17 protein-coding genes and 3 pseudogenes are annotated in these 17,045 nt (G+C 54.3%); 11 read left to right on the top strand and 9 right to left on the bottom strand.

The window, feature by feature from the left end:
- Positions 1–703 precede the first annotated feature (703 nt).
- Positions 704–1,135 carry an NUDIX hydrolase gene (locus QNH97_RS14175; protein WP_283557403.1) on the top strand — a complete coding sequence of 144 codons (432 nt, stop codon included), beginning with the start codon at positions 704–706 and terminating at the stop codon, positions 1,133–1,135.
- A 116-nt stretch (positions 1,136–1,251) separates the two neighbouring features.
- On the opposite strand, the gene QNH97_RS14170 is transcribed toward QNH97_RS14175, so the two are convergent.
- Positions 1,252–1,521 carry a YuaX family protein gene (locus QNH97_RS14170; RefSeq protein WP_283557402.1) on the bottom strand — a complete coding sequence of 90 codons (270 nt, stop codon included), beginning with the start codon at positions 1,519–1,521 and terminating at the stop codon, positions 1,252–1,254.
- Positions 1,522–1,736: 215 nt separating this feature from the next.
- On the opposite strand from QNH97_RS14170, the gene QNH97_RS14165 reads away from it, so the two are divergent.
- From QNH97_RS14165 to QNH97_RS14155, 3 genes are all read left to right on the top strand, one after another.
- Entirely contained in the window at positions 1,737–2,408 is a 672-nt protein-coding gene (locus QNH97_RS14165; protein WP_283557401.1) for a hypothetical protein, read from the top strand.
- Entirely contained in the window at positions 2,401–3,108 is a 708-nt protein-coding gene (locus QNH97_RS14160) for an RES family NAD+ phosphorylase (RefSeq protein ID WP_283557400.1), read from the top strand. Before QNH97_RS14165 ends, QNH97_RS14160 begins: the two co-directional genes overlap by 8 nt.
- Before the next feature lie 267 nt (positions 3,109–3,375).
- Entirely contained in the window at positions 3,376–3,606 is a 231-nt protein-coding gene (locus QNH97_RS14155; RefSeq protein ID WP_283557399.1) for a hypothetical protein, read from the top strand.
- Between the two features lie 131 nt (positions 3,607–3,737).
- Here the strand turns inward: QNH97_RS14155 and QNH97_RS14150 are convergent, their stop codons facing one another.
- Complete coding sequence (locus QNH97_RS14150) at positions 3,738–3,950, bottom strand: hypothetical protein (protein ID WP_283557398.1); 213 nt, start codon at positions 3,948–3,950, stop codon at positions 3,738–3,740.
- Positions 3,951–4,164: 214 nt separating this feature from the next.
- Positions 4,165–4,452 carry a MerR family DNA-binding protein gene (locus QNH97_RS14145; RefSeq protein ID WP_283557397.1) on the bottom strand — a complete coding sequence of 96 codons (288 nt, stop codon included), beginning with the start codon at positions 4,450–4,452 and terminating at the stop codon, positions 4,165–4,167.
- Positions 4,453–4,690: 238 nt separating this feature from the next.
- Between QNH97_RS14145 and QNH97_RS14140 the strand changes: the two genes are divergently transcribed.
- Positions 4,691–4,975 carry a DUF2513 domain-containing protein gene (locus QNH97_RS14140; protein WP_283557396.1) on the top strand — a complete coding sequence of 95 codons (285 nt, stop codon included), beginning with the start codon at positions 4,691–4,693 and terminating at the stop codon, positions 4,973–4,975.
- 847 nt (positions 4,976–5,822) lie between these two features.
- Positions 5,823–6,221 carry a GFA family protein gene (locus tag QNH97_RS14135; protein WP_283557395.1) on the top strand — a complete coding sequence of 133 codons (399 nt, stop codon included), beginning with the start codon at positions 5,823–5,825 and terminating at the stop codon, positions 6,219–6,221.
- 26 nt (positions 6,222–6,247) lie between these two features.
- Here the strand turns inward: QNH97_RS14135 and tnpC are convergent.
- The 5 genes and pseudogenes from tnpC to QNH97_RS29505 form a co-directional block, all read right to left on the bottom strand.
- Positions 6,248–7,777: pseudogene (gene tnpC, locus QNH97_RS14130) on the bottom strand (IS66 family transposase).
- Positions 7,778–7,838: 61 nt separating this feature from the next.
- Entirely contained in the window at positions 7,839–8,009 is a 171-nt protein-coding gene (tnpB, locus tag QNH97_RS29365; RefSeq protein WP_350356199.1) for an IS66 family insertion sequence element accessory protein TnpB, read from the bottom strand.
- The gene (gene tnpB / locus QNH97_RS14125) at positions 7,963–8,172 is read right to left on the bottom strand and encodes an IS66 family insertion sequence element accessory protein TnpB (RefSeq protein ID WP_283557394.1); all 210 of its coding nucleotides are present in this window, start codon (positions 8,170–8,172) and stop codon (positions 7,963–7,965) included. The genes tnpB (QNH97_RS29365) and tnpB (QNH97_RS14125) overlap by 47 nt, the downstream gene beginning before the upstream one ends.
- Positions 8,173–8,357: 185 nt before the next feature.
- Positions 8,358–8,486 (bottom strand): transposase, encoded by a 129-nt coding sequence (locus QNH97_RS14120; protein ID WP_283557393.1) that lies wholly within the window; start codon positions 8,484–8,486, stop codon positions 8,358–8,360.
- Positions 8,487–8,582: 96 nt separating this feature from the next.
- The gene (locus QNH97_RS29505) at positions 8,583–8,696 is read right to left on the bottom strand and encodes a DUF1652 domain-containing protein (protein ID WP_502944525.1); all 114 of its coding nucleotides are present in this window, start codon (positions 8,694–8,696) and stop codon (positions 8,583–8,585) included.
- A gap of 80 nt (positions 8,697–8,776) precedes the next feature.
- Here QNH97_RS29505 and QNH97_RS14110 point away from each other — a divergent pair.
- A pseudogene (locus tag QNH97_RS14110) lies at positions 8,777–9,108 on the top strand (site-specific integrase); the annotation flags it as partial.
- Positions 9,109–9,111: 3 nt separating this feature from the next.
- On the opposite strand, the pseudogene QNH97_RS14105 reads toward QNH97_RS14110, so the two are convergent.
- Positions 9,112–9,444: pseudogene (locus QNH97_RS14105) on the bottom strand (transposase); the annotation flags it as partial.
- 549 nt (positions 9,445–9,993) lie between these two features.
- Between QNH97_RS14105 and QNH97_RS14100 the strand changes: the two are divergent.
- From QNH97_RS14100 to QNH97_RS14085, 4 genes are all read left to right on the top strand, one after another.
- A complete protein-coding gene (locus tag QNH97_RS14100; RefSeq protein WP_283557392.1) occupies positions 9,994–10,224 on the top strand; it encodes a response regulator in 231 nt (76 codons plus the stop codon).
- Positions 10,185–11,117: an HDOD domain-containing protein gene (locus tag QNH97_RS14095; protein WP_283557391.1), complete on the top strand. Its 933-nt coding sequence runs from the start codon at positions 10,185–10,187 to the stop codon at positions 11,115–11,117. Before QNH97_RS14100 ends, QNH97_RS14095 begins: the two co-directional genes overlap by 40 nt.
- A gap of 93 nt (positions 11,118–11,210) precedes the next feature.
- Complete coding sequence (locus QNH97_RS14090; protein ID WP_283557390.1) at positions 11,211–15,761, top strand: PAS domain-containing hybrid sensor histidine kinase/response regulator; 4,551 nt, start codon at positions 11,211–11,213, stop codon at positions 15,759–15,761.
- Positions 15,761–16,708 carry a diguanylate cyclase gene (locus tag QNH97_RS14085; RefSeq protein WP_283557389.1) on the top strand — a complete coding sequence of 316 codons (948 nt, stop codon included), beginning with the start codon at positions 15,761–15,763 and terminating at the stop codon, positions 16,706–16,708. Before QNH97_RS14090 ends, QNH97_RS14085 begins: the two co-directional genes overlap by 1 nt.
- The last annotated feature ends 337 nt before the right edge of the window (positions 16,709–17,045 follow it).

The following is a 17,045-nucleotide window of genomic DNA, read 5'->3' as shown; positions in this document are numbered from 1 at the left end:
AAACAGCTGTGGAACTTCGTACGAACGGTCACGAGCGCCCGGCATCAAAGCTAATACCTGCTCACGGGAGCGTTTCAGACGCAGGGCCCATTGCGCGTCGCTTGCCGCTGGTCCAGCGCGCACTGGCTGGGTTTTGATAATCTGCCGTTCAGGTGGATAAAGAATCAATTTGAGTGCATGAGTTGAAAGCCTCTGAGAGGCTGTATGAACAGGAACGTTATAAAAACGGAGGTTGCCGATGAGCTGCCTTATATGTGCAGGCCGTGCAGAGACTATTGAGGCTCAAGACTGGGAAGAACGTCAATGCGTTAGCTGTGGGCACTACAGAATGTCGAGGGCACTCATTTTGTGTCTGATGGAGCAGGGCCAGATTTTCGACGTAGAAAAAATGCGCTTATGGCTCGAGCGGCAGCGGGCGGTGGAGGCTATTCCCACCGTTGAGCTTCATGAAGCATTACTGAAGCTCTGACCAGTATTGGAGCTTTTGAGCTCCACTGAGATGCTGCTGAATTAGGTGCACGTCGCTGCATTCGCGTGGCAATGCGGCAGCTCTAAGGTAATCACTCACTGAAAGCTTCATTGGCCTTGCAGATAAACGTCCGTAGACGGTAGCAAGTCATCATATCGACATGTGTGTGGTGCACCATCGTCCAAAGTATTGCCGTGCGACATTGGTGGCGAATGGACGGATTGGGGAGCGCTCATGGACGCAATGGAAGCAGCGAGCTTCACGCGCAACGGTCTGAAAAGACGTGCGACGGTGATCTGTCGCCATGAGGAGGAGATCTTATTTGTGCGCAAGCGCAATGCCAAATGGAATCTGCCAGGAGGTCGCGTAGAAAAGGGCGAGACGCCTTTGCAAGCAGCGAGGCGAGAAATGGCTGAGGAGACGGGATTGATATTTGACCAACTTTCCTATGTCTCGCAGTACAAGGATGACAAGGTCGTTCATTTTCTCTTCGAAGCAACACCGGCCATAAACCAGAAGCCCCGTGCGGCCAATGAAATCGATGACTGTCGCTGGTTTACAGTAAAAGAGTTAAGCAAACGTAATGTCCGTGGCGCGATCAGGACATTGCTAAAATGCTGCGCATCTGACATAGGAAGCGGAGCAACGGTCGGTAAAGCCAGTTAAGCTCAAATAATCTCAGCATTCGTCCTGCGGCGAGCCTTCGTAGCGTAACTCGGCTTATGCGTATGCCCGCTCTGCAGGTCCAGAACCGGGAGTCAAATCGTTGCAGGCCGGGACGTTCAAGCCCGCTTAAGTGCTGAATCAGCAACCTTGGTCTGGATCCCCTCTACGTATTGAGCTTTTAGCTCTTCCACCATAGGACCCAGGATAGGGTTGTTTTTGAATCCTTCAAGCTGCGTGTCGATAGTCTGGATGACGTGGTCAATGGCGGCCTCAACACTCTCCCGCTTGCTGGAATCGAAGGTGATATTTTCCAGTTCCTTGTCGAGTGCTTTCAATACCGTTTCAGCTTCTCGCATCTGGATTCGGATAGCTTCTAGTGTCTGCAAGCGTCTGACCTCCTGTCTGTAATCGTCGATTCTCTCACATTCAAATGTGCGGATTATGAATTCTGCGGGCGATCATCTGCGCCGTCACGCAGATTAACGGCAGGGGCGTGCGCCTCGATCTCTCATTCAGATGAAATGAAAAGGTAGACCTGTGTGTAGGTTATGGTGGATATTCTAGTATTGGATAACTTAGATAACTGGCGAGGAGATTTTCCATGAGCGTTACAGAGCAATCGGGCGTCTCCACCTTGGTTGGTACGCCTAAGGAGGCTCGGGCCAGCTTGAGCCGATCGCATGCGGACCGAGTCCTGGTCGTGTCTTTCGATCAGGTCAACCTCAGTGTATTTGAGGCGTTGGCGGAAAACTTCGCCAATGTGGCCTCCTCAATGTATGAGGTGCTGCGGGAGCGTCAGGACCCGAAGTCGCTAGAGCGACTGGCCGAGGTGTTTGTGACGCGTAAGCCACCTTCGCCTCGCCTGCTTAAGGAAGCAGCAATGCTGGTCCAAGCCCGCAAAGCGGTGTTGGAAAGCGGTGATTGGCTGACCGCCGCAGACATCGCCCAGGTGGCCCAGTTGAGTACTCGAAACCCGAGTGCCCAGCCCAACAAATGGAAAAAGCAGGGGCAGATCTTTGCCATCAGCCACGGTGGGGTCGACTATTTTCCAGGTTATGGCTTGGACCCGGACGCGGGCTATCGGCCGTTCAAGGCACTCGCCAAAGTTATTGAGGCTTTCGCTGGCCACAAGGACGGCTGGGGGATGGCTTACTGGTTCCGGTCAGATAACAGTTTTCTGGGCGGCAAAAGGCCCCAGGATCTGTTGGCATCGGCGCCTGATAAAGTCATTGCTGCCGCACTGGACGAAATCCAAGGCATTGCCCATGGCTAAGCAGCGTAACGAGTCCAGCAAGGGCACGGCGACACCGGCTACCGATTTGACGGCGTCCGTCACCCCGGTGCCTGCGGCTACGTTGCACGTCACTTTCACCGTGATTGCCAAAGGCGAGGTGCTCCATCGTGTGCATCAGGATAAATATCAGCCAGATCAATTCAATCCCGGTGTGCACGGCAACGCGCGCTTCAGCCCGATCCAGAATGATCAGGGGCGGGCGATTCCCACCTTGTATGGCGGCACGACAGTCGACTGCGCCTTGATGGAGACCGTTTTCCACGACGTTCCCCATACGGCTGGGTTCAAGAGCTTCGACAAAGGCAAGCTGACTGGACAGGTGCATTCTGCCGTCCAGGTTAGCCAACCGCTGCACCTGGTTGATCTGTCCAGCGTGCCCCTGCGGAAACTGGGCATCACGCGCAAACAACTGATCGACACTGAGAAAGATCAATATCCAGCGACGCGCAAATGGGCAGAGGCAATCCACCGTCAGTGTCTAGATGCCCAAGGGCTGTCTTGGGTGTCGCGACAAGATGATTCGGCACGTGCGGTGGTGCTCTTCGGTGACCGGATTCCTGACGGCGCACTTCATCCGCAGGGGGCTTCACGCAGCTTGACCGGCGACTCGACTGTGTTCGACACGGTGCTCAATCTGGCAGAGCGGATTGGGGTCGTTATCATCGCGGGAAAAAGCTGAGTCAAAATGGCCAAACAGTGCCCCTCGAATTCGCTCTTTGAGGTAGGAATTGCCATTCCCCAGTCTCAAGATCAACGCTGATGTCGGCGGGCTTTTAAAGGGCATTGGCGGTAGTTTTCGTACGGGCCTGATGAAGCATCGACGATCAACAGGTCTCGTGTGCATCCCCAGGAGCGAACGGTGCTTGTCCCAGATCGCAGCAGTAACACGATGGCTGGCTCCGTGCTGGCCTTGGATGCGGAGCTCGTTATGATCGCCAACTAACCGTTGAATGATGAACTGGTGAGCCGGCTGGAAGATAAAATTCCAGCCATGGCGAAGGGCGCAATTCATGCGGCTTATATCAATACGCTGGCGGCCGGACTCAGTGTGATGGAGGTCCGTGATGGCATGCTCGTTGAGACAGTAGGCGATGGTCAGCACAAGGTTATTCGAGTGGCCAAGCCCAAGCACAAGGTAGCTTCGGGCAAGATTCTCAAGGTGCGCCGCTTCTCATAACGAAAGGTTGAGAGCGCCCGTATCTTAACGATGTCGCCGCGCAACGCGCGGGAAGTCTGACACTTCGGCGAGTCCAGCCTTTATGCTGTGCAGGATAACCGCCAAGCTCGCCGGCTCGTTGGGTCCGCTAATCAGTGACCCTGGGCTCTCAGCTTAGCCAAGCCCTGTTTGATGTGTCCGGCGTTCTCTCCGATCGTGTGAAGTGCACCTCGGACGTTGGCGCCAATATTTGTTGCACCTTGGTTTTCTACCTTCAAGGTCAGCTCCATTACTGCGGCCTCCAGGGCGAGCTGATTTTGATACAGCCGCTCAAGAACATCAGAAAGCGAATATTCGGTGGGCATTGTTTCAACTCCAATCGAAGAGTTGGAAGCGTAGCAGCGGGAAGGGCGGAAACCAAAGGCCGGTGGGGCGGGTGATTGTTAGCAGAGATCGAGTGGCAGAAGTCGGCCAACTGTGGACATCGTCATGGTCATGCCGCCGTCAGCCAGCATGCGATCCAAGCCATCAGCCTTCGGCATGAACGGGCTGCATTACGGTGAGCCCTTTGAGCAGGTGCTAAACATCCTTCTTAGCCTCAAGCACACGATAGTAGTCAATTTTGACTTGCAGTGCAGCAATGGCCTTTTGCATATCAACAACTTCGACCTGTACGTCCTGTAAATGGCTTTCCAGCATCTGGCGGCGTTCGGCAACCGTTGAATCCCCAGCGCTGCGCAGCTTGGCGAATGTTTGCATTTTTCCAATGGTCATGTGAGTGGTGCGTAAACGCAGCAGAAACTCCAGCCACGCGGAGGGGCTCATTGAGAAAAAAGCCGCTTGACTTAGATTGAACCAGTGAGCCATTTTCCACACATCCTGTCATTCCTCCGTGTATCGGGATTGGATATCAAGCCCGGCCACTGTGTCGGGCTTTTTTTGTTTCGCTCTAGAGGCTATCTGCCGTATTCCATTTTTTCGAGGAATTAGCTGATGAGCATCGCTGAAGACATTGAGCGTCGTTATGTCGGTTTGTCGGTATATGTACTCGAATGATTGATACACTGCTGGTGCGTAATTCGCGCGCGTCGATGAGGTTGCCCTCATGAAGAGAGATCAGAAGTACGTCAAGCATTTACTTGATTTAGTACAGGCTGAAGCCAGCCTAGACGGCATCACCAAGGAACGCCTTGTGCAAAGGTTTGTCGATACAGATGGTGGACATGGCGTTACCCAACAAGAGGCCCGATATACGCTGTCTCTAGCCATTGACGCGGGTTTCCTAAAAGCAGTCAAGGCGACGAATATGCTTGAACTGGTTGTTCAACTGACTTGGGCAGGTCACGATTATATTGATGAAGCAAATGCCAAAATCAAAGGGCAGTCCTAATAAGCGACGTGCGTAAACAACACCGGCAGCCCGTGCCCCCGGACCTCACATGCTTGCGGGGGGGGCGCGAGATTGGATCGGCGAGACTGATGCATCGGGGCGTCGGCGTCGTTAAGGCCTTCGGCAGACAGGGGGAAAGACTGCTCACCTAATTCAGGGCCCCGACATTGATCGAGGCCTTTTGGTTTCGGCTCCCCCCACACCCATTGCTCCGAGCTTGGAGTGCTGCTGGAGCTGATTCAAACCTGCAAGCTTGGAGTCGAGCATGAAGAGCGAATACCGCCAGGCTTTAGAGTTAGTCATTGCGCAAGAAGCGAAGCTGGTAGATGCAAGGACCATGCATGCACAAGCCCTAGCTCGCCTCGAGAGGACGACCGAATGCGAGGCCAGCCTCAAGCGGTACGAAGAAAGAGTGCTTGAACTCGAGGCATAATCTCGCAAGTTAAAACCCCAAGCATGCCTCTAAGGTATGTGGGTATTCATTAGGGCCACGAAAAGCCTTCTCGTTTCTATCTAAATCGATCACAAGCATCAGATCGCGAGATTCAAGAAAATCCGTTTCAAGATAGAGCACATCGCAGATACTTTGCGCCGTTCCCGTTCCCTGCAAGGCGAAAAAGGAAGATGTTTCATCCCATATCTTGTCAGCGAGCTGTAAGCGTCCGCTCAATACACCTTATGGATCACGATTTTTATGCTGTGCGTCCGGCACATATCGTAACCCTGAAAATTAGGGCAGAAAAATTTAGAGGTTTAGAAAATATGTATCTATTGATTGCTCGTCGAGACAGGTTCGATAGCCTACCGCTAAGCTTGACCCTATGACCACAGGTTAACGGAGTAGTACATGGAAAAAACAACCTATAGTGGCGGATGCGTCTGCGGGTGGGTTCGATATGAAGCGCTAGGCCCAGCAGAGAAACCACATACGTGCTCATGCAAAACTTGCCAGCAGCATACTGGCTCTCTTACTGCCGTGTGGGTCGAGTTTGCGCGAGACAGAGTTAAGTGGATAGGTGCCGGTGGTGCTCCCTCAGCGTTTAGATCCTCGGATTACTCCAGTAGAGCTTTTTGTCCAAAGTGCGGAAGCTCCGTCGGTGCAATAGATGACGAACCAACTATCGCATTGCTAGTCGGTGGTTTTGACGACAATGATCTAGAAGCTCTCTTACCGTTGTATCACTCGTACGAGGACAGAAAGCCACGGTGGTGGTACGTTAGTTCGACGGATTCGGAATCAAAGTAAAATTTCTCAAAAAGTACACTCCTCGACTATAGGGGGCTCCATCTTTGGGGCAGTAACTCAGCAGCCTCATTCGCACGCTGCGTCGGCAGCCGCGTTAGCACATCTTTAAGATAGGCATACGGATCATGCCCATTCATGCGTGCCGACTGGATCAAGCTCATGATCGCAGCTGCCCGCTTACCGCTGCGTAGTGACCCAGCGAACAACCAGTTCGAGCGTCCAAGTGCCCACGGCCTTATCTGATTTTCGACCGCATTATTATCTATGGGCACAGCACCATCCTCGAGATATCGAGTCAGTGCCGTCCAGTGCTTGAGGCTGTAATCCAGAGCTTTGGCGATAGCCGACCCTTCGGGCACAAGGTCGCGCTGGGCCATCATCCAGGTATGCAGTGCGTCGATAATCGGCGCCGCTTTTTCCTGACGTATTCGCCAGCGATCTTCATCGGTCATCTCCCGCGCTTGCCGTTCAATTTCGTACAACCCGCCAATTGAGTGCAGCGCCTGCTCGGCCAGTTGGCTTTTATTCGTCGCGTGCAGATCGAAAAACTTGCGGCGGGGGTGCGCCATACAGCCGATTTCGGTGATGCCTTGTTGGAAGCTTGCTTTGTAGCCGGCGAAATCGTCGCAAACCAGCTTGCCATTCCACTGGCCAAGAAAGTTGCGTGCATGTTCGCCCGCACGGCTTGGGCTGAAGTCGTAAACCACTGCTTTGAGTGCCGAAAAAGGCGTGGTGCAGTAGGCCCAGACGTAAGCACGGTGGGTTTTCTTCTCGCCCGGTGCGAGCATCTGCACCGGCGTTTCGTCAGCGTGGATCACGTCTTGAGCAAGCACTGTTTCGCGCAGCGCATCGACCAAGGGCTGGAGCTGCACACCGGTTTGGCCAACCCATTGCGCCAGTGTCGAGCGGGTGATAGCCAGGCCGGCGCGGCCAAAGATTTTCTCTTGGCGATACAGCGGCAAACGGTCGGCGAATTTGGCCACCATCACGTGAGCCAGCAGCCCTGCGGTCGGGATGCCCTTGTCGATTACCTGCGCCGGAACCGGTGCCTGAGTCAGCGTCTCACACTCGCGGCAGCCCCATTTCCCGCGCACATGCTGCTCCACGGTGAACGCGCCCGGCGTGTAATCCAGCTTCTCGCTGACGTCCTCGCCGATCCGCTGGAGCTGGCAGCCGCATTGGGTGTTATCTGGTTCCTGATAAATCACGGTGCGCGGAAACTGCGCAGGCAAAGGAACACGCTTGGGCTGCTTGCGTGGCTCGGCCGGCGCAGCCGGCGGATTCAACGCCTTCAGTTCGGCTTCAATGGCCGCGATGTCGGTGTCGAGCAGGCTGCCTTGAGCAGGGCTCAATTGCTCACTGCGCTTGGCAAACTTGTTACGTTTGAACCAGGCGATTTCGTAGGTGAGTTGCTCGATGATGGTTTGGTCGCGGTCGTTTTTCTTGCCCATCCTGTCGACTTGCTACCCGAGAGAATCAACCTGGGACAGCAACTGCGCTGCGAGGGCACGCAGTTGGTCGGGGGACATTTGGTCGAGATTGGGCGATGAAGTCATGCCGCGAATATTGCCAGAGCAGGCCGTTCGCGGCGATAGATCAATGGGCCAATGGCGGGTGTTAAAGCAGTGTGATTGCACCGCCAGCCCCAACGCGCTGCCAAGGTAGGCCGAGCACCAAGGCCTGAAGTTGCTCGGTATCCAGCTCCATCTCGCAGCCTTGTCGAATGCCTGGCCAGTGAAACTTACCTTGATTCAGCCTGCGAGAGCCAGCCAGATGCCAAATCCTCATGCACCAGCACTTTCATACGAGTGGCGCGGCGGTTCGCGAACAGATAAGCGCAGTGCGGCTTCGCCGCACCGAACACCGCAATCACCCTGGCCAGCGCAGTTTCAGTGCCAGCGCGCATATCCATGGGCTCGGTGGCGAGCCAGATGGCATCGACGCGAATCATTGAGTGAGTCCACGGACAAAGCGGGCGCAGCCTTCAGGATCGGAAGTTGGCCATTTCACTGTGATCGATTGCTCGCCAAGCGACAGCTCAATAATCGCCGACGTTTCCGCGTACCGTTTGGGCGTAGCTCTCAACGGAACGAAAGCCGGCAACGCCGCTGGCGGCTGATCTCGGTAAAGCGGTAGTCACTTGCGGATAACGTTGGCGTTGATGCCGTGGCTGATGGCAATGCTGGATAGGGTTGCGCCCGGTTGCAGGCATTCCTGAACAACCTGGGCCTTGAACGGTTTCGGGTAAGAGCTTCGTTGGCGCATGGAAATCCTGACGTTAAGGGCGACCGCGTCCGCTTAAAAATACGCGGACACCATCGCCCTTAATGCAGGAGTTCGGAAGGTGTGTTCCTGGTACGCTTACGATTCGAATACCTTGATCATCAATGGTCCATCCGGATTGACTGAGCAGGTGCAAGAGAGAGGCTGGAAGCCACATTCAATAATGTTGCGAGGCTCAAGTGTGGATATCATGGCTTGCGTCCATACTGCAGCCGTCAACCTGGGACAAAGGAAAATTGGTCGGGCAGAAAGCCCCACTCCGATTGTGAGATATCTGGGCCATCCGAGTAAGGTTTTAAATTGCAGAAAGAACCCGGGATTTAGCTCTCTTCGATCTGGCCATCGACAGCAAGCTTTGAGCCTGCGACTTAACCAAGCTCCGCGTGCGCGACGTCGCCCATGGCGAGTGCGTATCATCACGAGCCATGGTGAAGCAGCAGAAAACGCAGTGGCCAGTGCAGTTCGAGACCACTGAGCAAACACGGTCTGCTCTCGCGGCCTGGATACATCAGGCCCAGCTACGCAGCGAGGACTGCCTTTTTCCTAGCCGGCTGCATACATCAAACCATCTATCCACTCGTCAAACGCTCGTATCGTCAAAGGCCGGTCGATTTTTGGAAAAGGTCGAGTGGTTGGGGACTTCATCTTCAAGGCTCAACCGGCAAAACCAGCGATGCGCCAGATTCAAATGGGCCTCTTCGCACAACCGCCGTTCGGAGCGGATGCCATAGCAGTAGCCGACGATCAGCATACGGATCATCAGTTCAGGATCAATCGACGGACGCCCGATCGGGCTATAGAAATCGGCGAGGTAATGGCGCAGATCGCTCAGATCAAGACACCGATCAATGCTGCGCAGAAGGTGAGTGGCTGGGATGTGATCTTCAAGGTTGAACGAGTAAAACAGACGCTCCTGCCCACTCGATAACTGCCCCATCATGCTGCGTGCTTCCCAGCTGGCCAATGCAAAGATTTTGCCGCAGGCCAGACAGGGGAGCTACTTTTTCAACAGAATCGACCCGTTGCAGCCATTCGGGGCGTGTTCCCTTGGAAGATGCCAGGACAGTCCATAAATGTTGGGGTAAAACCAGCCGAAACACTATGGGGCGACTGTCACTCGGGCCGTTAGCCAAGACTGCTTGGATCAGTGAATCAGAGGGGCAGCGCATTTTTGCGGGCCGAGGGCGGCGAGCAGCAGGGCGGAATCACTCAAGCACATCCGCTATTGGCGGCGTTCATGCGCTAACCCCCGCCAGCCTAACTACCTGTGAGCTGTTTGCTTGCTTGTATAGTTCGCGGGTCAGGCATAGATTCGATCCTTCAAGGATCCTATCAAGCTACAAGTCAAAGGGAAATTGCCGTGATTTACACCAAATCGCTCGGTAACAACCTCACCCGTTGATCTCAACGACGTCTATGTTTGCTGGTGGCTCATAGTCAGCCACTAAAACATTGCGAGGTTGAGTATCAATCCAGTGAGGATTATCGAATGCGCGTGATGATTCTGGATGATGATCCCTGGATATCAGATCTCTTAAAACAGCTCGTGTTGAGCATCCGTCCGGTTGCTCAGGTCGATTGCTTTATCGATGTCGCTAGCGCTTTAGACGCTTGGCAGCCAAGTACCTATCAGTTGGTGATGGCCGACTGGAGTCTACCGGATGCCCCGGCGTCAACCTGTTGCAGAAAACTCGCGAAAAAGATCAAAGCCCGCCGCTGATCATGATCACTGGGCGCGCTGATCGAGATAGTGTGCTGGCGGTAAAATCGCTGAGGATCAGTGCCTTTTTCACCAAGCCATTCCAGGTTTCGTGCGTCGTACAATGCCTGGGCGTACTCCTTCCGCTTGATGAGCCCCCCCGAGCGATCACTCTCAACACTGAAGACTTGATCAGCTATTTCAGTGGTTTGTCTGCGGGTGAGTTGGACTTACCTTTACTGGCCTCGGTAAAAGACAAACTTCACCTCGGCTATGGCGGGGCGTCAATGGATTTACGAGCACTCGCCAATGATTGGCAGTATGCACCGGCTCTATGCGCCCACTTGATCGCCGCCGCCAACGGTGCCGCGTATCTCGGGCTTGGCCAGCCATCCACGAATTTGAACGGTGCTCTGACACGGTTAGGAGTGCTTACCAGCGTGAATCTGGCGATTAGCCAGGCACTGCGACAGACCAATACTCAACCTGACGGCATGCTGATGACTTTCATCCAGGCTCATCTGAATGATGCCGAGCGTTTAGCTGAAAGGGTTATGCTCCTAGCTCAACAATGTGGTCTGGATCCCGCTCCGCTGGAAAGTGCCGCCCTGTTGCACCGCATGGGCGAACTCTGTGTGCTGTACCAAACTCAGAAAGGGGAGAACCAGGGCAATAGCGTGACCGAAGAAACGCTTACCCACGCTGTCCGTGATGTTTCAGCGCCTTTTGTCATTCGCTTGAAAGCTTGCTGGGGGCTGCCTATGCTTCTACGTGAGTTGATAGGCGCAATTAATGCGTTGCCCCACATGCACGTTCGCCGCGAACAAGTGGTGATGCGCCTTGCCGGTGCCATGGACAACGGCGAACCCGAAGCAGTCATAGACAGACTTCAACGATTAGCCGGCCTGACCTGAGCGTATTCGTGACTTGCAGGTTGGACATCTTGCGGCCACCCAACAGGGTTCGAACTTTAATCTTGAAGGCTAAAGGCCTTCTGCGATGGGACAATGCGGGTGATAAAGCATAAGTTTTTTGCATGGAACTGGGGAGTAGCTATCACTCTAACCGTGGGGCTAGGGGCAAGTATTCTGGGGAGCTGGACCCTTGAGCGCATCAACGAACAGCAGGCTCAAGAAGCGCTTGCAGCGGCGACTGAAAACGCCACAGAGTTGGTTTTAATGCGTCTCAATCTTTACCAATACGGTTTGCGAGGTACTCGTGGCGCGGTGCTGACTGCAGGCGAATATGACATTAGCCGTAAAGTGTTTCGCCGATATCACAGAACCCGTGACCTCGCTTTCGAGTTCCCCGGCGCCAGTGCCTTTGGTTTTATCAGGCGTGTAGCAGAGCGCGATGAAAACGAGTTTCTCAAGCGCGCTCAAGCTGACGGCGCAGCGGATTTCTCCATTCATCAATTCTCAGCGCATTCAGGCGAACGCTACGTTATTCAGTATGTCGAACCGGCTGAAGATAACCAGGCTGCCATTGGCTTGGACATAGCGTCAGAGACAGCGCGGCGAGAGGCGGCACAATCCTCGATACAAAACGGTGCGGCACGGATCACTGGGCCCATCACGCTAATACAGGCCATAGGAAAACCGCAGCAGTCTTTCCTGGTGTTGATGCCCATCTTTCGCGGCGGAGTCACTCCGGTGACCGCTGCTGAACGAGAGGCAGCTGCTTTTGGCTGGAGCTATGTTGTGTTGCAGACCGAGGAGGTACTCAAAGGCCTGCGCATCGAAAATGAGACGGTACATTTGCGATTAAGGGATATCACCGTCCCAGGACAAGAGAAGCTGTTTTATGAAAGCACCGACGACTCGGCTCGCCGTGAAACGCTGATGACCCATCAGCTGGAGCGCGAGGTATACGGAAGGCGGTGGCAAATCGAACTCGACGCAAATTCGCTGTTTATCCAGCGCCTACATCAGGTTTCACCAAAAGTTGTGCTGTTTTTCGGTGGCTTTCTCACGCTTCTTCTGGCGACCTTGGTGAGTGTCGTGAGTATCAGCCGTCAACGTCGGCGGCAGATATTTGTCGAGCAGGCGAGGCTGGCTTCCATCGTTGAAAGCTCGGGCGATGGCATTATTGGAAAAACCCTCGATGGCGTCGTCACCAACTGGAACAAAGGCGCCGAGCACCTTTTTGGTTATACCACCGAGGAGGCCGTGGGCCAGACACTGGCCAATTTGATTGTTCCGCTAGAGCTTGTCACTGAGGAAGCTCATATTCTTGCGCGCATCAAGGCGGGGGAGCGTATCGGCAGCTTTGATACGCAACGCCATCACAAGGACAGGCGACTGATCGATGTCTCCGTCAGCATCTCACCCATTTATGGCGAGGGTGGTCGCGTCATTGGGGCGTCCAAGACGTTAAGGGATATCTCGGCGAAAAAAGTGGCAGAGGCCCGAATTCTTGAACTCAACTCCAACCTAGAAGAGCAGGTTGCGCAACGAACATCCGAGTTGCGGCATCTCAATCTGTTGTTGGACACGGTGCTACGCTCGGCTACTGAGGTTTCGATCATTGCGACGGATCTCGATGGCGTTATCCGTGTGTTCAACAAAGGCGCCGAGCATTTGTTGGGTTATGACGCCGATGAGTTAGTGGGCAAAGACACCCCGGCGCTCTTCCATGTCCCAGAGGAAGTCGCTGCACGTGGCGTTGAGCTGAGCGAGGAGTACGCTCAGACTATCGACGGTTTCCGTGTGCTTACCCATAAACCTGAGCTTGAAGGCGCAGAAACCCGAGAGTGGACTTACACACGCAAGGATGGCTCGCGGTTTCCTGTGACGCTAGTGGTCACCTCCATGCGCGATGCCGATGGGGTATTGAGCGGTTATCTGGGTATTGCGGTAGACATCACCGAACGTAAAGCGGCAGAAAAGGAACTGGCTGCGAGCCTGAAGACGACACTGGAACAACGTAGCGAACTGATGGCGGTGCACGATCAACTGCTGATGGCTGCTGAAGTAGCCGAATTGGGCGTCTGGTCTTGGACGTTGGCGGACAATAACTTGCAGTGGAATGACCGTATGTTCGAGTTCTACGGGCAGCCACTGACGTTGCGCAATAACGGTCTGAGCTATATGCACTGGTACTCGCGTGTTCACCCCGAGGATGTCGTGGCAGCGGCGGCAAAGCTGAATGCCGCCGTCGAGGGGACTGATGTGTATGACACAATTTTTCGTGTCGTTCACCCGGACGGTCAGATCCGCTTTATACATGCCGGTGCACAGATAGAACGCAGTCCAGACGGTACAGCTTTGCGCGTGACCGGTATCAATCGGGACATCACTGTTCAACGCGAGCTAGAGTCACATCTGCTTTACGCCAAGGAACAGGCGGATGCAGGGAGTGCGGCCAAGTCAGCCTTCCTGGCCAACATGAGTCATGAAATACGCACACCGATGAACGCCGTGTTGGGTATGTTGCAGTTGATGCAGAACACTGACCTGAATGGTCGCCAACTCGATTATGTGACCAAAGCGCAGATCGCTGCGAAATCACTACTTGGTTTGCTCAATGACATTCTCGATTATTCCAAGATTGAGGCGGGCAAGCTGCAACTCGATGTGCACCCGTTCGAGCTTGAACCGCTCATGCGTGACCTCGCCGTTGTGCTGGCAGGTAACCAGGGCGATAAGAAGGTTGAGGTCATGTTCGACCTGGACTCCAATTTACCCAACGACCTCATCGGCGATAGCCTGCGACTGCAACAGGTACTGATCAACCTGGCGGGTAATGCCCTCAAGTTCACCCTGGAAGGCCAGGTCGTGGTCAGCGTTGAACAACTGATGCGCACGGAAAATGCTGTGAGCTTGCGCATCGCCGTTTCTGATACTGGCATCGGTATCAGCCCGGAACAACTTCAGCGCATTTTTGAAGGCTTCACTCAGGCCGAGGCTTCAACTTCCCGGCGCTTTGGTGGCACAGGTCTGGGCCTAGTGATCTGCAAACGGTTGGTCACCTTGATGGGTGGTGAACTTCAGGTGGAGAGCCAGCAAGGTGTCGGGAGTCGTTTCTGGTTCGATATCACTCTAGATGTAGTGCCAACGTCACTGCTAAAGTCCGCCTTTGCTGGAGTCGATGTGTCCTTACGGATTCTGGTCGTCGACGACAACGCCATGGCGGGTGAATTGCTGTTACGCACCGTGCATGCATTGGGATGGAAGGCTGACCTCGTAAGTGGTGGCACGCAAGCGGTGGAATGGGTGAAGAACGCCCAGGCGCTAGGTGAAGCCTACGACGTGGTACTGATGGACTGGCGGATGTCCGATATGGATGGGCTGAGCGCTGCGCAATTGATCCATCGGCAGGGTAACGGTGTGCCACCTCCGATGATCATTATGATCACTGCTTACGGCCGCGAGGTATTGGCCGACGCGCACCTGGCGGGAGACGCCCCCTTCGTAGGTTTTCTCACCAAACCGGTCACTCCCAAGCAGCTAACCGACGCAGTTCAGCGAGCACTCAAGGGCCAAGACCTGCTGCATTCCCCCCTTTCTCGGTCAACGGTTGACAGGCCACAGCGCCTGGCCGGGTTGCGACTATTGGTGGTGGAAGACAACATGCTCAATCGCCAGGTCGCCGATGAGTTACTGACAAGGGAAGGCGCTCAGGTAACGCTGGCCGAAGGCGGGCTGGAAGGTGTGAGCAAGGTGATGAATGAGCGTGTGCCCTTCGACGTCGTATTAATGGATATCCAGATGCCAGATATTGATGGCTTGGAGGCGACTCGTCGCATTCGATCGAATCCGCGCTTTGCAGCGTTGCCGATAGTAGCGATGACCGCAAATGCCTCCAATACCGACCGTGAAGCTTGTCTTGCTGCGGGGATGAATGATCATGTCGGCAAACCTATAGACCTGGAACACCTCGTGGTAACGCTGCTCTTTCAATCGGGCCGTGAAGTTAGCCTGGCATCTTTAACCTTGGGGCAGGTCAATACAGGAGAAGGAGTTATAGAGTCTCGTACATCAACTATTGACCGCTTTGGTGGTGACCTCGATTTGATCCGCGAGGTGCTGCGCAACTTTGGCCCCGAGGTGGAAAAACAGCTTGTCCGATTGCGGGATCAGATCCAGCGGCAAGATGCATCAGGGGCCGCTTTTGTGCTCCATACCATCAAAGGTAGCAGCGGCACTATGGGTGCCAAGGCGTTGTCGCTGCTGGCCGGCAACCTGGAGCACACACTCCAACACGGAGACGCCGTGACTGTAGCGAGCCTCTTGGCCGACCCAACATGGTTTGACGAGTTGAGCAGGTTACTGCAACAAAGCCTTGAGCAAATGAATGCCGATTTTGGCCAGAGTCCGCGTGAAAAAAGCAGTGCTGACGAAGACGCCATGGCGCCGGCTCGATGGAGAGAGTCCCTAGAGGAGATTTTGCTGTTGTTGGAAGCGGGTAACCTTCAAGCCATAGAGCTCGCAGACGCATTGGCGTCAAAAACGCCGCCATCCCTACGCCCACAGTTCGACGAACTTGTCGCCAGGGTGCAGTCGCTAGACTTTTCCGCTGCGATGCCGATTGGTCGTGACCTGTTGAGATCAGCCTGATGAAACAATCGATTGAAACCTGGTTACCACATTCCTTTAACCGTCCAAAACTCCTTATTGTTGACGACCAACCGACTAATATCCGGGTACTTCATGAGCTGTTTCGTGAGGACTGCGATGTGTTCATGGCCACCAGCGGTGAGCAGGCAATCAGCGTATGCCAGGCCCAACTGCCCGATTTGATTCTGCTGGACGTGGTCATGGAGGGTATGGACGGGCATGAAGTATGCCGTCGACTCAAGGTTGACCCTACGACCCAAGACATCCCCATCATCTTCATTACCGCACAGCAGCAGGAGTCAGATGAGGTGCTAGGACTGGAGCTTGGCGCGGTGGACTTCATCAGCAAGCCCATCAATACCACCATTGTCAGAGCACGTGTGCGAGCACATTTAACCCTGAAACTACAAAGCGATCTGCTGCGTTCCATGGCATTGATAGATGGTCTTACCGGGGTGGCCAATCGACGAAAATTTAATGAGGAAATATTGGCGGATTGGCGTCTGTGCTTTCGAGAACAAAAGCCGCTATCGCTCATTTTGGTGGATGTCGACTTTTTCAAACGCTATAACGACCGATACGGACATCAGGCTGGAGATGACTGCTTGAAGTCCGTTGCCCAAACGTTATCTGCAACGGTTAGACGGCCCTACGACCTGGTCGCTCGGTATGGTGGCGAAGAGTTCGCCTGCGTTCTGCCCAATACAGTTCTTTCTGGTGCGGTCGAGATTGCAGAAAGAATGCAAGAACGTGTTCGGACATTGGGCATCGAACATTCTGCTTCTGATGTCGATCGTGTGCTGACAATCTCTCTAGGTGTCGCAACATTGACGCCCACTGGCGAGCTAGGATTCGAGGCTTTGATAGAAGCTGCGGACAAGCAACTCTACGAAGCAAAGAACGCGGGTAGGGCGCGGGTATGTTCATCTGCCATGTCGTCCAGTTAAGAGTTTCTCCTGTTGCTGACTGCATGTTTGGCTGGAGCTTACTTCCGACAGCAAGGCGGTAAAGTGAGCGCCTAATTGACGCGAAAATCACTGGGTAATCTCCATTACCTTGCTTTACGTAAGCTGGTGATTACATCAGGCGAGTTCCTGAGCAGATCGATACACCCTACCGTCATGAAATTGTAAATAAGCTTGGATGGTGATCGGGAGGAGCGCTGCAAGAGGACGGCTTCGACCTGGACCAACCAGCGTGAATTTTTACAGTTTTTTTACGGAGCCTTTACCCCACCGCCGGGATACTAAGCGCGTTTCTGGCGCTCTGTGCTTTATCTGCGTT

The organism is Pseudomonas sp. G2-4 (assembly GCF_030064125.1).
Taxonomy (GTDB): Bacteria; Pseudomonadota; Gammaproteobacteria; order Pseudomonadales; family Pseudomonadaceae; genus Aquipseudomonas.
This window is presented reverse-complemented; position numbering and strand designations above follow the sequence as displayed.

What these genes read in the sequence shown, in the direction of transcription:
- QNH97_RS14150 (WP_283557398.1), bottom strand. Translation starts at nt 3,950, where the DNA reads ATGCCCACCGAATATTCGCTTTCTGATGTTCTTGAGCGGCTGTATCAA.
- QNH97_RS14145 (WP_283557397.1), bottom strand. Translation starts at nt 4,452, where the DNA reads ATGGCTCACTGGTTCAATCTAAGTCAAGCGGCTTTTTTCTCAATGAGC.
- QNH97_RS14135 (WP_283557395.1), top strand. Translation starts at nt 5,823, where the DNA reads ATGGAAAAAACAACCTATAGTGGCGGATGCGTCTGCGGGTGGGTTCGA.
- QNH97_RS29505 (WP_502944525.1), bottom strand. Translation starts at nt 8,696, where the DNA reads ATGATATCCACACTTGAGCCTCGCAACATTATTGAATGTGGCTTCCAG.
- QNH97_RS14100 (WP_283557392.1), top strand. Translation starts at nt 9,994, where the DNA reads ATGCGCGTGATGATTCTGGATGATGATCCCTGGATATCAGATCTCTTA.
- QNH97_RS14140 (WP_283557396.1), top strand. Translation starts at nt 4,691, where the DNA reads ATGAAGAGAGATCAGAAGTACGTCAAGCATTTACTTGATTTAGTACAG.
- QNH97_RS14090 (WP_283557390.1), top strand. Translation starts at nt 11,211, where the DNA reads ATGCGGGTGATAAAGCATAAGTTTTTTGCATGGAACTGGGGAGTAGCT.
- tnpB (WP_350356199.1), bottom strand. Translation starts at nt 8,009, where the DNA reads ATGAGGATTTGGCATCTGGCTGGCTCTCGCAGGCTGAATCAAGGTAAG.
- QNH97_RS14175 (WP_283557403.1), top strand. Translation starts at nt 704, where the DNA reads ATGGACGCAATGGAAGCAGCGAGCTTCACGCGCAACGGTCTGAAAAGA.
- QNH97_RS14160 (WP_283557400.1), top strand. Translation starts at nt 2,401, where the DNA reads ATGGCTAAGCAGCGTAACGAGTCCAGCAAGGGCACGGCGACACCGGCT.
- tnpB (WP_283557394.1), bottom strand. Translation starts at nt 8,172, where the DNA reads ATGATTCGCGTCGATGCCATCTGGCTCGCCACCGAGCCCATGGATATG.
- QNH97_RS14165 (WP_283557401.1), top strand. Translation starts at nt 1,737, where the DNA reads ATGAGCGTTACAGAGCAATCGGGCGTCTCCACCTTGGTTGGTACGCCT.
- QNH97_RS14085 (WP_283557389.1), top strand. Translation starts at nt 15,761, where the DNA reads ATGAAACAATCGATTGAAACCTGGTTACCACATTCCTTTAACCGTCCA.
- QNH97_RS14120 (WP_283557393.1), bottom strand. Translation starts at nt 8,486, where the DNA reads ATGCGCCAACGAAGCTCTTACCCGAAACCGTTCAAGGCCCAGGTTGTT.